Origin of the sequence: Microbacterium sp. SA39 (assembly GCF_000967865.1) — a bacterium.
GTDB lineage: Bacteria > Actinomycetota > Actinomycetes > Actinomycetales > Microbacteriaceae > Microbacterium.
On sequence record NZ_JXRU01000037.1, the window covers coordinates 272,151 to 285,157 of the forward strand.

Genomic DNA, 13,007 nt, shown 5'->3' on the forward strand with positions numbered 1-13,007 from the left:
CTCCGAAGGATGAAAGAAATGACCGGCACCACCACGCCCGAGTACCCCATTCGCGTCGTCGTCTGGGGAGAGAACCGGCACGAGCAGGTCGAGCAGAAGGTGCGCGACATCTATCCGCTCGGCATGCACACCACCATCAAGGAGGGCATCGAGGAGAACCTCGGTGAACGGGCGACCGTCACGACCGTCACGCTGGACGACCCGGAGCACGGGCTGACCGAAGAGGTGCTGGCGGCCACCGATGTGCTCGTCTGGTGGGGGCATGCCGCGCATGGTGAGGTCTCCGACGAGGTCGTGGACCGCGTGCAGCGTCATGTGCTGGAGGGGATGGGCCTCATCGTCCTCCACTCCGGACACTGGTCGCGAATCTTCGGCCGCCTCATGGGAACCACGTGCACGCTGCGCTGGCGCTCCAAGGATGATCGCGAGATCGTCTGGACGGTCGACCCGACGCACCCGATCGCCCGGGGCATCCCGCATCCGTTCCTCATTCCCGCGCAGGAGATGTACGGAGAGTTCTTCGACGTTCCAGCGCCGGATGAGCTGGTCTTCCTGTCGACGTTCTCCGGGGGAGAGGTCTTCCGCAGCGGCATGACCTACCGGCGCGGCTTCGGCAAGATCTTCTACTTCAGCCCGGGCGACCAGGACTACCCGGTCTATCACCAGGCGGAGGTTCGTCAGGTACTCGCGAACGCCGTGGAGTGGGCGAAGTCCCTGCGTCCGCAGCGCGAGATTCCGGTGCTGCTGCGCTACGAGAAAGAGGACTTCTACAACGGGCGGGGCTACGAAGGAGCGATGGAGCGATGACGAGTCCGCTGCGCCTGGTGCAGGTCGGGGCGGGGGGAATGGGGCGCGCCTGGCTGCGCACGATCGCCGAGAGCCCAGAGGTCGAACTGGTGGGCCTGGTGGACCTCGATCTCGACGTCGCTCGCGCCGCCCTGACGGATGCCGGAACGCCCGACGTTCCGGTCGGCCGGAGTGCCGCAGAGGTCGCCGACCTGGTGGGTGCCGACGCCATCGTGAACGTCACCGTTCCCGAGGCGCACCTCGTGGTCAACGAAGAGGCGCTCGCCGCCGGTTACCCGGTGCTGTGCGAGAAGCCTGCTGCGCCGACCGTGGCGGCCGCGCTCATCCAGGCGGGGATGGCAGACCTGTCGGGGCAACTGCTCATGATCAGCCAGTCGCGACGCTACTTCGCCGCTCTGCGGGAGCTGCGACGGCAGGCCGAGGGGCTGGGCTCGATCGGCACGGTCACGACGGAGTTCTTCAAGGCTCCGCACTTCGGCGGCTTCCGCGAGGACATGGCGCACGTGCTACTGGTCGACATGGCCATCCACGCGTTCGACGCCGCGCGCTACGTGATCGGTGCCGAACCGGTCTCGGTGTACTGCGAGGAGTACAACCCGACCTGGAGCTGGTACGCCGGGGCGGCGAACGCGGCCGCGGTGTTCGAGTTCGAGGGCGGCATCCGCTACGTCTACAACGGGAGCTGGTGCTCGGGTGGTGCGGAGACCTCATGGAACGGGGAGTGGCGCGTGAGCGCTGCGGAGGGAACGGCGACGTGGGACGGTGAGCACGCACTGATCGTGCATCGACCGGACGCGGGGGATCCCGTCCAGGTCGCCACCGACCCGATCCGTGAGGAGATCGCGGGGTCGCTCGAAGCATTCGTGCACGCGCTCCGCTCCGGAACCGAACCGGAGAACAGCATCCGCGCCAATCTGCGGAGCCTCGCGATGGTCGAGGCGGCCGTGGCGTCCGCCGAGTCGGGATCCCGTGTGCGAATCGACGACGTGCTGGCGCGGGCGCGGGAGACCGCGATCGCGCAGACCCGTCGCGATGACGTGCGCGAATGGCTCGGGGCGGCGCCGGTCGCGCGCTGACGCCGCCCCGAGCTCCGTCGGCTCAGCGCTGGATCGCGTCGAGGTGCAGCATCCGCGCGAGGTTCTTGTCGAGCTCGTCGTCGCGGAAGATCTTCTTCCAGTCGTCCTTGATGATGCTCTCGCGGCCGTAATCCATCGCGATGAGGCAGGCGTCGGAGAACGGGTTGTCGCCGCGCAGGCCGTTCGCGAGCGCGACCTGCGTGTGGCCGTAGAGGATGCTGCGCGCCGCCGCCTCGGGCACGCCCATGGTGTTGACCGTCTCCTGCAGGGCCTCGTTGAGGAGGTCGCCGATCATGCAGGCGACCGTCTCGACGAGGGTGGGCTCGAGCTGCGCGAGCTGCTTGATCGTGACCCAGTGGACGTCGATGACCGGCGCGTAGATCGCGCGGACGGTGGCCTCGACGATCGCCTTCGCCTCGGGGTCATCGCTCTCGACGGCCGCGATCGCGTCCTGCGGGGCGGCGATGCCGCCGAACGTGTCGGCCCACTGCTCGGGGGTCTCGCGCTGCAGGAAGATCGACGGGTGGCAGGGGTGCGCGACGGCCTGGATCACGTCGTCGCGCGTGGTGAGCAGCCCCGCGTAGGCAGCGGCCGGGTCGAGCGTCAGCACGATGGCACCCGCGCGCAGCTGCGGCACGAGGTCTGCGGTGACGGGGCCGAGCGCGAGGTCGGGGACAGCGAGCACGACGATGTCGGCGTCGGCGACCGCGGCCGCGGCATCCGTCAGCTCGCGTCCGGCATCGGTCGTGCGCTGCTGGCCGGCCGGCGAGTTCTCGACGTACCAGACGGTGTGGTCGGTCTTCGCCAGGTTGTTCGAGACGCGCATGCCCATCTTGCCGCCGGCGCCGATCACCGCGATCTTGTAGGTGGTGCTCATGATGCTGTACTCCTCAGGTATTCGAGTGCGGTGCGGGTCCATTCCCGCTCCGTCCGGATGGTGGTCTCTGCGTCGTCCTGCCAGGGCAGCCAGTGCTCGACGATCTCGTTGATGCCGCGCTCGCGTGGTCGCACGGTCGCGAGCAGGTGCGCGTAGTCGTGGAGGCCGGTGCCGAGAGCAGCACCGGAGTAGGTGAAGCCGACCCAGCCGGGCTGGCGGGCGAAGGCGAAGTCCTTGACGTGGATGTTCTTCGTCAGCGCGGTCGTCTGCTCCACGCAGGTCTTCGGGTTCTCGAGCTGGGCGACGACGTTCGCCGGGTCCAGGCAGATGCCGAGGTTCGGGCTGCCGACGCGCTCGATGACGGCGATGAGGTCGGCCGTCGGCACCTGCTCGTACGTCTCCAGCGCGAGAGTCACCCCGGCGGATTCGTAGGGGCGGATGCTGTCGCGCAACCAGGTCTCCGCCTTGACGAGCGTGGGCCGCGAGTCGGGGCCGTAGAGCATGCTGCGCACGACCTGGGCGTCGAAGATCGCGGCGAGCTCGAGGAGCCGTGCGAGGTGCGCGGGGTCGATGCCCTTCGTGCCCAGCTCGATCGTGAGACCGAGGTCGCGGGCGGACGCTGCGGCCGCGTGAAGCTCCTCGTCGGTCATCTGCTCCAGTGGTGCGTAGTCGCAGATCTGGAACAGGTCGACGCCCTGCGCGCGGGTGTCCTCGAACGCCCCGATGAGACTCAGTGGTTCGGGCGCGCGATCGGAGTGCTGCCAGAAGTAGGCGTAGGTTCCGAGGCCGATCATGAGGCACCTCTGGCGGATGCCCGTCGAAGGGCCAGCTCCGCCGCCTCGTCGAGCACCGTGACGAGGGCATCCGGATCATGCGCGAACCGGCCGAGGAAGACGCCGTCGACGTCGTCGCCGAGGGCGGTGAGCAGCCCGGGGCCCGCGGCTCCGCCGTAGATCACGGCCGAATCGGCGCGGTCGGGGTCGGCATCGAGGGCCGAGCGCAGCGCAGCGGCGACGACGCGGATGTGATCGTGGGGTGCGGGTTCGGGCGCTCCGATGGCCCACACGGGCTCGTAGGCCACGATCACCGATCCCGCCGGTGCTCCGACCAGCGCCGCGCGCAGCTGTGCGACCGCGACGGCGGCAGCATCCGCCGGTTCCTGGCGCTCGGTCTCGCCGATGCACAGGAGCGGAGTGAGTCCCGCGCGCAGAGCGGCGGCGGTCTTCGCGGCCACGACCTCGTCGGTCTCGGCGAACAGGCGTCGCCGCTCGGCGTGACCGATCTCGGCGATCGACGCGCCCACCTCGGCGAGTTCGGATGCCGAGACCTCGCCGGTGAAGGCGCCGGTGTCTGCGGCTGCGACGTCCTGCCCGCCGATCCGCACCGGAGTGCCCGCGAAGGCGGTGATCGCGGGGAGCACCTGCAGGAAGGTCGGGGTGATGAAGAGCTCGACAGCGCCGGAGTGCACGGCGTCATGGGCACGGACCCGCGTGGCGACCTCGTCGAACCAGGTCGTCGCCTGCTGATGACCGAAGTACATCTTGAGGCTGACGCCGACCGTGACCTTCGCCATCAGCAGGACCCGGTGGACTCGTATTCGCCGATGACCGCCACCTTCTCGGCCGAGGCGCTGCTCGGGTCGAAGCGGTACGTCAGCCACTCGCGCACGAGGCGGCGGGCGAGCTCGATGCCGATGACGCGCTGGCCCATCGTGAGCACCTGGGCGTCGTTGGAGAGCACGCCGCGCTCGACCGAGAACGAGTCGTGTGCGGTGACGGCGCGGATGCCGGGCACCTTGTTCGCGGCGATCGCGACGCCGAGACCCGTGCCGCAGATGAGCAGCGCGCGGTCGGCCTCGCCCGCAGCCACCAGCTCGGCGGCGGCGATCGCGACGCGCGGGTAGGCGGTGTGCCCATCGGCATCCACCCCCACGTCGACGAGGCTCGCGACGATGCCGTTCTGCTCGAGGTCCTTCTTCAGGATCTCCTTGTAGTCGAAGCCGGCGTCGTCGCTGCCGATCACGAGGCGGAGGGTGTCAGTCATGGCTGTTCCTTTCGAGGTCGGCGAACAGGTCGCCGACGGCGGTCACGATGAGCGCGAGCGAGTGCGCGCCGGGGTCGGGCGTGCCGACACTGTTCTGCCCGTGGGCGCGGGCACGGCCCATGCGGGGGAGCAGATCGGCGGTGGCGGATGCAGCGCGGGTGGCGGCATCCGCAGCGGACCGCCAGGCGTCGACGAACGAGGCCCCGCCGTCGACCGCGGCGGTCAGGGTGCTGCTGAAGGGCACGAGCGCGTCGACGAGGGTCTTGTCGCCGACCTCGGCCTTGCCGTACTCCATCACTCCGCGGGTGCCCGCGTCGATGCCGGCGGCCACGGCAGCGGCATCCGGTCGTCCGGCGTCGCCGAGGCGGGTGGCGATCGCGTTCAGGATGACGCCCCAGAGCGCGCCGGAGGTGCCGCCCGCCCGGTCGGCCCAGGCGTCGGCAGCGTGCGTGAGGGTGGTCGCGGCGCCCGCGCCCGCTTCCGCCGCGGCGGTGGCGGCGGCGAGAGCGGCGTGCGAGCCGCGCTGCATGCCGATGCCGTGATCGCCGTCTCCGGCGATGGCGTCGATGCGGCCGAACTCCTCGACGCGCTCGTCGACCGTGTCGACGATGCGCTGCACCGCGGCCTGTACGACGGCGGCGACGTCGACGGACTCGTCATCGCCGGGTTCGACGGCGACGTCGGCGACGGCATCCATTTCGGCGACATCTGCGCGCTCGGCGGCGACGACGGATCCGCGGCGGTAGGCCGGGGTGTCGACCGGGGTGTCCCAGAGCTGCTCGAGCTCGTCGTCCAGCCAGAACAGCGTCAGAGACGTACCGGCCATGTCGAAGCTCGTGCAGTACTCGCCCACGTGCGGGTCGACCAGCACGAGACCGGCATCCGCGAGCAGCTGGGCGATGCGCCGGTAGACGACGAACATCTCCTCGTACTTCAGCGAGCCGAGGCCGTTCAAGATCGGCACGACGCGGGCGCCGGCGACCTCGATACCAGCGGGAACCTCGTCGAGCAGGCGGCTCACGAGCAGCTCGGCCAGTCCGTCGGCCGTCGGGATGTCGGTCTCCTCGATGCCCGGTTCGCCGTGGATGCCGAGTCCGATCGCCATCCGGCCCGCGGGCACGGTGAACAGCGGCTCGGGGGCGCCGGGGAGCGTGCATCCGGAGAAGGCGACGCCGAACGACCGCGTGCGTTCGTTGGCGAGAGTCGCGACGCGCGTGACGCCGGCGAGGTCGTAGCCGGCCTCGGCGGCCGCGGCGGCGGTGCGGAACACGGTGAGGTCGCCGGCGATGCCGCGGCGCTTGTGCTTCTCGTCGGGCGAAGCGCTGAAGATGTCGTCGGTCACGGTGACCGTCTCGCACGCGATCCCTTCGGCGCGGAGCTTCTCCTGCGCGGCGTCGAAGTTCAGCACGTCGCCGGCGTAGTTGCCGTAGCTGAGGAAGACGCCGGCGCCGCGATCAGCGGCCTTCGCCACCGTGTGCACCTGCTGGGTGGAGGGCGAAGCGAAGAGGTTGCCCATGACCGCGCCGTGCGCGAGGCCCTGGCCGACGAGCCCGCCGAACGCAGGGTAGTGGCCCGAGCCGCCGCCGATCACGACGGCCACCTGCCCGGCGGGGACGACGGTGCTGCGCACCACGCCCCCTGGCACTCCGCGCACCGAGCGCTCGTTGGCCGCGATGAAGCCGGCGATCATCTCATCCGCGAAGTCAGCGGGGTCGTTCCAGAGGCGGGTCATCGTGTCTCCTCGACGGGGGCGGCGGGAGCCGCAGCCGCCGCGCCGGGGCGAACCCGGGTGCTGCGGGCGAGCACCACCATCAGCACGGCCGACAGCAGCATGAATCCGCCGACGATGAACATCGGCACCTGGTAGCCGCCGGTCCAGTCGTGCACCGCACCCGTGATGTAGGGGGCGCTGAAGCCGGCCAGGTTGCCGATCGTGTTGATGAGAGCCACTCCCGCCGCGGCGGCGACGCCCGTGAGGAACTGGGTCGGCAGCGTCCAGAAGTTCGGCAGGGCGGCGAAGATCGCGCACGCGGTCACCGTGATCACGGCGATCGTGGCGACCGGCGAACCGGTGAACAGGGCGAGCGGGATCGAGACCGCACCGGCGAGTGCGGGGATCGCGATGTGCCAGGTCTTGAGGCCGCGCTTGCCGGCATCCCTCGACCAGAAGTACATGACGATCGCCGCGGGAAGGTACGGGATCGCGGTGATGAGGCCCTTCTGCAGGACGTCGAAGGTGCCGCCGGTCTCGGTCTGGAAGCCCTCGATGATCGTGGGAAGGAAGAACGCGAGGGCGTAGAGGCCGTAGATGAAGCCGAAGTAGATGAACGACAGCATCCAGACGCGTCCGCTGGAGAACGCGAAACGCACGGAGACGTGCTTCTCACTCGCGGCGGTCGTCTTGCGCTCTGCCTCGAGGGCCGAGGTGAGCCACGTCTGCTCCTCGAGGGTGAGCCACTTGGCGTCGGAGGGCTTGTCCTTCAGGTAGAACCAGGCGATGATTCCGACGACGATCGCCGGGATGGCGACGCCCATGAACATGAAGCGCCAGCCTTCGAGGCCGAAGAAGACGCCGTGCTGCTGGATGAGTGCGCCGGCGAGCGGGGCGCCGATCACGGTGGTCAGCGGCTGTGCCAGGTAGAAGAGCATGAGGATGCGGCCGCGGTACTGCGAGGGCACCCAGAGGCTGAGGAAGAGGATCGCGCCCGGGAAGAAGCCTGCCTCGGCGACACCCAGCAGGAAGCGGAGCACGACGAGCTGCTCGAAGTTCTGCACCCAGGTGAAGAGGAGCGCGACGATGCCCCAGCTGACCATGATGCGGGCCAGCCACCGGCGGGCGCCGAACTTGTGCAGTGCGAGGTTCGAGGGGACCTCCAGCAGGATGTAGCCGATGAAGAACACCCCCGAGGCGAAGCCGAATTGCGCGGCGCTCAGGGCCAGATCGTCATTCATCCCGTTGGGAGAGGCGAATCCGATGGCGGTGCGGTCGAGGTAGTTGATGAAGAACATCAGCGCCACGAACGGCACGAGACGTATCGAGACCTTGCGGATCGCGGACTTCGCGACAGGCGTTTCGGTCTGGGTGGTGTCCACAGTGACTCCTGTATCGACGGTGATCGCGCGGGTTCCTGCTGTGCGCACCATCCATACTGCACAACCGGTTGACCAATTTCAAGTCGCCTGGGATATTTCGGTGACGGTAGGTTGGCATCCATGCCCGCCTTCCCCGGTGAACCCGTCGACGACATCGCCGCTGCGCTGACGGCCATCCCGTCGGGCACGCCGGTGTCGGAGGTCGCCCGCCGTCTGCTCGACCTGTTCACCGGAGGATCGATCGCGCCGGGCACGCGTCTTCCTCCCGAGCGCCAGCTCTCGACTTCGCTCGGCGTCGGGCGGTCGGCGGTGCGCGAGGCGCTCGCCGCGCTGGAGCTGCTGGGCATCGTCGACGTGCGTCCGGGCTCCGGCACCTACCTTCGCGGAGCAGCGAGCGAGCTGCTGCCGCAGACGCTGCGATGGGGGCTGCTGATCGGAGAGCGCAACACGGCGCAGCTGCTGGAGCTGCGCGAAGGGCTCGAGATCTTCGTCGCCCGTCTCGCGGCCGCCCGTGCGGATGCCGCGATCATCGCGCGCCTCGAGAAGAGCGTCGAGCGGATGCGCGATCGCATCGACGACCTCGCCGCCTTCGCGCGCGCCGACCTCGACTTCCATCACGCGCTGGCCGAGGCCGCTCGGAACGAGACCCTCACCGACCACGTGCACGTCGTGCGATCGCTGCTGCAGGTCTACGCCGACCGCGCCGTGCATGACCGTGCGCACGCCGAGCAGGCCGTCGCCGAGCACAGCGCGGTGCTGGATGCCGTGCGCGCCGGCGACCCGGATGCCGCGGCATCCGCCATGGCGATCCATATGGCGACCGCCACCACGCGCCTTCTCGACGCCTGACCGGCGGGCTTTCCGCCCGGTTCGTGCCCGCGCATCCGACCCGTTATGATGGCTAGGTGCATCCGTGCTTTCGGTTCGGATGCCTGGAGACGTCGCATAGTCCGGCCGAGTGCACCACCCTGCTAAGGTGGAGTTCCCTTACGGGAACCAGGGGTTCAAATCCCCTCGTCTCCGCAGTGAAAATCCCCGCTCAGGCGGGGATTTCTTGGTTTCTGGACACGGGCTCCATCTCACGCGATGCTCGCTTTCCGATAAGGTCGAAACATCATACGTCTGCAGTATGCTCGCGTGGTCGGCACCGATGCCGGCGTGACAAGAGGGAGCCTGCGTGTCCCAGGAGAGACTCTTCGACCCGTACGAGGTCGTGAAGAAGCATCGCACTCGGTTCTCCGCACCCCCGCGCCTGGTGCCCGCCGGCGGCGTCGACGTCTCCGGTGGCGGCCGGTGGCGGATCTGGGAGCACGCGGGCACGAAGATCGATGCCCCGATCTTCGGCAACGGCGACATGCTCGCCGCCTTCGCGGGGCCGACGGAGTTCCCTCAGTTCTGGGTGACGACGAACGACTTCTGGCAGATGTCGAGCAACGCGAACTGGGAGTTCTTCCACGACAACGCCGTGGCCAAGCACGACCCCGCGGTGGGTCTCGGCAGCCCGCGCCCGGTGGGCCGCCTGGTCTTCGACATCCCGGCACTGGCCGGAGCATCCTTCGAGGCGTGGCAGGAGTTCGCCACCGCCACGACGCACGCCCGCTATACGACGGTCGACGGGGCCGAGGTCGAGATCATCAGCTGGGTCGCCGCGCAGGAGAACGTCCTCATCGTCGAGTTCACCGCCGACCGCGAGACCGCCGTCGGAGTGGACTTCCGCTTCCCCGACGAAGTCGGTCAGGGGTGCGACGTCGGCGTCGACTTCGAGGGCTCGGGCGGCCAGGACGCCTCCCTCTCCGGCACCTTCGTCGGGCTGGTCGGCGGCAAGCCTGTGCAGGTGATGACCCGACGCGCCGGGCTGATCTCGGGCAGTCGCACCTTCGCCGACGGCGTCGACGTTCCGACCAAGGTCGGCTTCGCGGGCCGCTTCCTCGGTGAGCACGGCCTGGAGGGCGTCATCCGTTCCGGCGAGACGCTGACGTTCGTGCTCCCGCTGCGTTCCTGGGCGAAGACGAGCCGTCCGGTGGAGTACGCGCGTTCGCGGGCCACCTGGATCACCGCCGACGACCTCGCGCTGCTCCGGGAACAGCATGAGAACTGGTGGCGCGAGTACTGGGGTGTCTCCGGCATCCACATCGGCGACGCGCTGCTCGAGGAGAAGTACTATCTCGGCCAGTTCATGATGGGCTGCCTGTCGCGGGACCCGGACTTCCCCCCGAACATCCTCGGCATCTCCACCTTCGATCGGATGGCGTGGAACGGCAACTACAAGGTCAACTACAACCACCAGTCGCCGTACCTGGGTCTGCTGGCCGCCGGGCACTTCGAACAGGCCGACGCGCACGATGCGCCCTACCTCGCGATGCTGGACATCGGTCAGGAGATGAGCCGCAGGCTGCTCGGGCACGGCGGCGTCTACCTGCCGCTGGGTCTCGGCCCGGCGGGCATGGTCAGCGAGGCCCTGCTCCTGCATATGAAGTCGCCCGCCGTGCACGGGGCGATCAACATGCTCATGCGCTACCGGCTCACCCTCGACGCCGGCTACCTCCGCAGCGTCTATCCGTTCCTGCGCGCGGTCGCCGAGTTCTGGGAGCACGATCTCGTGGAGGACGACGGCGTCTTCCGTATCGTCGGCGACGGGATGCACGAGCGGCCGACCTCCCACGTGCTCGCGCACGGCCTGCCCGAGAACCCGGGCAACACCCTCGGGTATCTCCGCACCTTCTTCCGCCAGTTCACCGAGGCGAGCACCGACCTCGGCCTCGATGCGGAGCACCGCGAGCGATGGCTGCACATCGCCGCGCACCTGAGTCCGTACCCCGTCGGCGTCATCGCCGACATCGCTGAGAACGAGACGCTGTGGAACGAGGGGGAGGCGACGATCGTCGACCTCGTGCCGGAGAGTTTCCAGCGCGAACCGGTGTTCCTCAACGAGGAGAAGGGCAGCGCCTGGTCGCTGCACTTCCCCGGCAACATCATGCAGATCTACCCCGGCGGCGCGATCGGACTCGGCTCCCCGCACGACGAGCTCGCCGTCGCCCGGAACACCGTGCACGCTCTCGCGCTCACCGAAGAGGGGCTGGGGGCAACGGGTGCGGCCGTCGACGCACCGACGGATGCCGACGCGCACCCGCACTTCCGCAAGGCCGGTGCCTGGAACGCCACCAACCTCAGCTGCCTCTTCTTCCCCGCCGCCGTGCGGGTCGGCTACGACCCCGAGGTGATCTGGCGCGAGCTCTCCGAGCGACTCGCTTTCCGCGGCATGCCGAACGGCTATATCGAGGGCAACCCGCACGGCATCGAGAACCTGTCCACTGTGCCGAACACACTTCAGGAGATGATGCTCCTCTCGCACGAGGGCGTGCTGCGCCTGTTCCGCGGTTGGCCGCGACGGCTCCAGCCGGATGCCGCGTTCACCGGGCTGTGGGCCACGGGCGCGTTCGTCGTGGAAGCTGCGCTGGCCGAGGGCGAGGTCGTCTCCGTCGGCATCCTCAGCCATCGCGGCCTCGAGTGCCGCGTGGAGAACCCCTGGCCGGGCAGGGAAGTGCGCGTGGAGGGGCCCGGTGGTGACCGCATCCTCTCCGGCGCGGAGATCGTCTTCGGAACCGTCGAGGGCGGCCGCTACCGTCTCGCGGTCGTGTGACCGGGGTTGATGCGGCGTGGTCTTGCGCGGCAGGATGGTCGGCATGTCCCTGGGTGAACATCCGGTGCGAGCGTCGATCGTCGTCACCGACATGGCGCGCGCTGCCGCTTTCTACGAAGGCGTGCTGGGCCTCGCCGTCGTGCAGGTGAGCCCGAGCGCCGACATCGCCGAGGGCGCACGGGTCTACGCGGGTGGGCGGGGGACTCTGCTCAATGTGTTCGAGACACCGGCCGCAGGCTCGACGCGGTCGACCGTCGCGACCTGGTACGTCGATGACCTCGACGGGATCGTCGCCGAGCTGACCGACGCGGGCGCCGAGTTCGTCCGCTACGAGGGCTTCGGCCAGGACGCGCGGGGCATCGGTCCTCGGGCGGGCGGCGGGCGCATCGCCTGGGTCGAGGATCCCGATGGGAACACCCACGCGATCGAAGCCGACAGCTGAGGGGAACGCCGGCTGCTCCGGGGCGTTGGGAACGTACGCATCTCACCGCATTGTCAGGGATCCGTGCTACGTTTCTAGCGCAGGAAGGAAACTTCCCGCCTTGCCGGACCCCCGCCACCGCGCGGGGGTTTCGTGCGTCAGGGCCAGATACGCGCGCGCCCCCTGGGCCAACGTGCCGCGTCGTCGACGATCTGCTACATCTTGTGTTTCTGACGATGGGCGCGCATGTCGCTTTCCGAAACCGTCCAGATGCGGTTGAAGAGATAGGTAACCAGGTCAGCCGCTTGTAGTGCACGGTCCGTATGGGACTCGATGAAGTTGATCTCCGGGCTGACATTCGGCAATCGGCTCGACCGATAACCATACGTGCCGGCCACCTGGTAACGGTTGAAGTTGCTGCGACTGATTTCGGCGGTGTGATGCTCGTCGGCGACGACTCGTACCTGAGGCTCGGAAGAATGGCAGCAGTCGTTGATGCGCTCAAACAGGTGGCTAAACGCGAGCTCACGCGCCGGAGTGACGCTCGGATATCCCCGAGCGACCTGGCGACGGATGTCTACGCCCTCGATATAAACGCGAGCACCACTGTCGAATACGGCCTGCATCACCTCCTCGAAGATGCGGAAGCGGATACGAAGCGGCACCGATCTCCATGGCTGCTCGTGAGCGCGCATCATCGTGCTGCCGTGAAGCTCGGCCCCTTCCAGAATCGAGAAGGTCGCAGCGTGCTTTGTCATGATCGCGTCCAGCGAGCCCCGGAGATACTGGGCTTGGGCGTCGTCGAGAACTAGGTGTTCTTCCCAGGGACGTTGTGAACGGCTGAGTTAGCGAAGACCTCCGGGCAGGATGTGGGTTACCACACTCACATTCCACACACGGAGGTCTTCGTGACTCACGCTAACGCACCCCTGACGCCTGTCGGTCGGGCTCGTCTGGCGGACCTGATCAACACTCAAGGCTGGTCGGTACGGCGAGCGGCCGAGCGGTTCCAGGTGTCGCCGGCAACAGCATCGAAATGGGCTCATCGAG

13 protein-coding genes and 1 tRNA gene are annotated in these 13,007 nt (G+C 68.6%); 7 read left to right on the forward strand and 7 right to left on the reverse strand.

Features of this window, described 5'->3' with window-relative positions:
- Nucleotides 1-18 precede the first annotated feature (18 nt).
- Nucleotides 19-807 (forward strand): ThuA domain-containing protein, encoded by a 789-nt coding sequence (locus RS85_RS14690; protein WP_046014182.1) that lies wholly within the window; start codon nucleotides 19-21, stop codon nucleotides 805-807.
- The gene (locus RS85_RS14695) at nucleotides 804-1,883 is read left to right on the forward strand and encodes a Gfo/Idh/MocA family protein (protein WP_046014183.1); all 1,080 of its coding nucleotides are present in this window, start codon (nucleotides 804-806) and stop codon (nucleotides 1,881-1,883) included. Before RS85_RS14690 ends, RS85_RS14695 begins: the two co-directional genes overlap by 4 nt.
- A 22-nt stretch (nucleotides 1,884-1,905) precedes the next feature.
- On the opposite strand, the gene RS85_RS14700 is transcribed toward RS85_RS14695, so the two are convergent.
- From RS85_RS14700 to RS85_RS14725, 6 genes are read right to left on the reverse strand one after another with little or no spacing between them, the layout of a single operon-like run.
- Nucleotides 1,906-2,760, reverse strand: coding sequence for a phosphogluconate dehydrogenase C-terminal domain-containing protein (locus RS85_RS14700; RefSeq protein ID WP_046014184.1), 855 nt, complete (start codon nucleotides 2,758-2,760; stop codon nucleotides 1,906-1,908).
- Entirely contained in the window at nucleotides 2,757-3,554 is a 798-nt protein-coding gene (locus tag RS85_RS14705) for a sugar phosphate isomerase/epimerase family protein (protein WP_046014185.1), read from the reverse strand. Before RS85_RS14705 ends, RS85_RS14700 begins: the two co-directional genes overlap by 4 nt.
- Nucleotides 3,551-4,333, reverse strand: coding sequence for a triose-phosphate isomerase family protein (locus RS85_RS14710; RefSeq protein WP_046014186.1), 783 nt, complete (start codon nucleotides 4,331-4,333; stop codon nucleotides 3,551-3,553). The genes RS85_RS14705 and RS85_RS14710 overlap by 4 nt, the downstream gene beginning before the upstream one ends.
- Complete coding sequence (locus tag RS85_RS14715) at nucleotides 4,333-4,803, reverse strand: ribose-5-phosphate isomerase (RefSeq protein ID WP_046014187.1); 471 nt, start codon at nucleotides 4,801-4,803, stop codon at nucleotides 4,333-4,335. The genes RS85_RS14710 and RS85_RS14715 overlap by 1 nt, the downstream gene beginning before the upstream one ends.
- Nucleotides 4,796-6,535: a dihydroxyacetone kinase family protein gene (locus RS85_RS14720; RefSeq protein WP_046014188.1), complete on the reverse strand. Its 1,740-nt coding sequence runs from the start codon at nucleotides 6,533-6,535 to the stop codon at nucleotides 4,796-4,798. Before RS85_RS14720 ends, RS85_RS14715 begins: the two co-directional genes overlap by 8 nt.
- On the reverse strand, nucleotides 6,532-7,896 hold the full coding sequence (locus tag RS85_RS14725) for an MFS transporter (RefSeq protein WP_200894848.1): 1,365 nt from the start codon (nucleotides 7,894-7,896) through the stop codon (nucleotides 6,532-6,534). The genes RS85_RS14720 and RS85_RS14725 overlap by 4 nt, the downstream gene beginning before the upstream one ends.
- Nucleotides 7,897-8,016: 120 nt before the next feature.
- Here RS85_RS14725 and RS85_RS14730 point away from each other — a divergent pair, with 120 nt between their 5' ends.
- From RS85_RS14730 to RS85_RS14745, 4 genes are all read left to right on the forward strand, one after another.
- Nucleotides 8,017-8,745 carry a FadR/GntR family transcriptional regulator gene (locus RS85_RS14730; RefSeq protein ID WP_046014190.1) on the forward strand — a complete coding sequence of 243 codons (729 nt, stop codon included), beginning with the start codon at nucleotides 8,017-8,019 and terminating at the stop codon, nucleotides 8,743-8,745.
- An 85-nt stretch (nucleotides 8,746-8,830) separates the two neighbouring features.
- Nucleotides 8,831-8,919, forward strand: a tRNA-Ser gene (locus RS85_RS14735).
- 154 nt (nucleotides 8,920-9,073) lie between these two features.
- Complete coding sequence (locus RS85_RS14740; RefSeq protein ID WP_046014191.1) at nucleotides 9,074-11,536, forward strand: glycosyl hydrolase family 95 catalytic domain-containing protein; 2,463 nt, start codon at nucleotides 9,074-9,076, stop codon at nucleotides 11,534-11,536.
- A gap of 43 nt (nucleotides 11,537-11,579) precedes the next feature.
- Nucleotides 11,580-11,978: a VOC family protein gene (locus tag RS85_RS14745; protein WP_046014241.1), complete on the forward strand. Its 399-nt coding sequence runs from the start codon at nucleotides 11,580-11,582 to the stop codon at nucleotides 11,976-11,978.
- A 194-nt stretch (nucleotides 11,979-12,172) separates the two neighbouring features.
- Here RS85_RS14745 and RS85_RS14750 read toward each other — a convergent pair whose 3' ends face one another.
- Nucleotides 12,173-12,715 (reverse strand): DUF3800 domain-containing protein, encoded by a 543-nt coding sequence (locus RS85_RS14750; RefSeq protein WP_046014192.1) that lies wholly within the window; start codon nucleotides 12,713-12,715, stop codon nucleotides 12,173-12,175.
- A gap of 150 nt (nucleotides 12,716-12,865) precedes the next feature.
- Here RS85_RS14750 and RS85_RS19550 point away from each other — a divergent pair.
- Nucleotides 12,866-13,007: helix-turn-helix domain-containing protein (locus RS85_RS19550; protein WP_200894772.1), on the forward strand; the 142-nt coding region annotated here is incomplete at its 3' end.

What these genes read in the sequence shown, in the direction of transcription:
- RS85_RS14690 (WP_046014182.1), top strand. Translation starts at nt 19, where the DNA reads ATGACCGGCACCACCACGCCCGAGTACCCCATTCGCGTCGTCGTCTGG.
- RS85_RS14695 (WP_046014183.1), top strand. Translation starts at nt 804, where the DNA reads ATGACGAGTCCGCTGCGCCTGGTGCAGGTCGGGGCGGGGGGAATGGGG.
- RS85_RS14700 (WP_046014184.1), bottom strand. Translation starts at nt 2,760, where the DNA reads ATGAGCACCACCTACAAGATCGCGGTGATCGGCGCCGGCGGCAAGATG.
- RS85_RS14705 (WP_046014185.1), bottom strand. Translation starts at nt 3,554, where the DNA reads ATGATCGGCCTCGGAACCTACGCCTACTTCTGGCAGCACTCCGATCGC.
- RS85_RS14710 (WP_046014186.1), bottom strand. Translation starts at nt 4,333, where the DNA reads ATGGCGAAGGTCACGGTCGGCGTCAGCCTCAAGATGTACTTCGGTCAT.
- RS85_RS14715 (WP_046014187.1), bottom strand. Translation starts at nt 4,803, where the DNA reads ATGACTGACACCCTCCGCCTCGTGATCGGCAGCGACGACGCCGGCTTC.
- RS85_RS14720 (WP_046014188.1), bottom strand. Translation starts at nt 6,535, where the DNA reads ATGACCCGCCTCTGGAACGACCCCGCTGACTTCGCGGATGAGATGATC.
- RS85_RS14730 (WP_046014190.1), top strand. Translation starts at nt 8,017, where the DNA reads ATGCCCGCCTTCCCCGGTGAACCCGTCGACGACATCGCCGCTGCGCTG.
- RS85_RS14745 (WP_046014241.1), top strand. Translation starts at nt 11,580, where the DNA reads ATGTCCCTGGGTGAACATCCGGTGCGAGCGTCGATCGTCGTCACCGAC.
- RS85_RS14750 (WP_046014192.1), bottom strand. Translation starts at nt 12,715, where the DNA reads ATGACAAAGCACGCTGCGACCTTCTCGATTCTGGAAGGGGCCGAGCTT.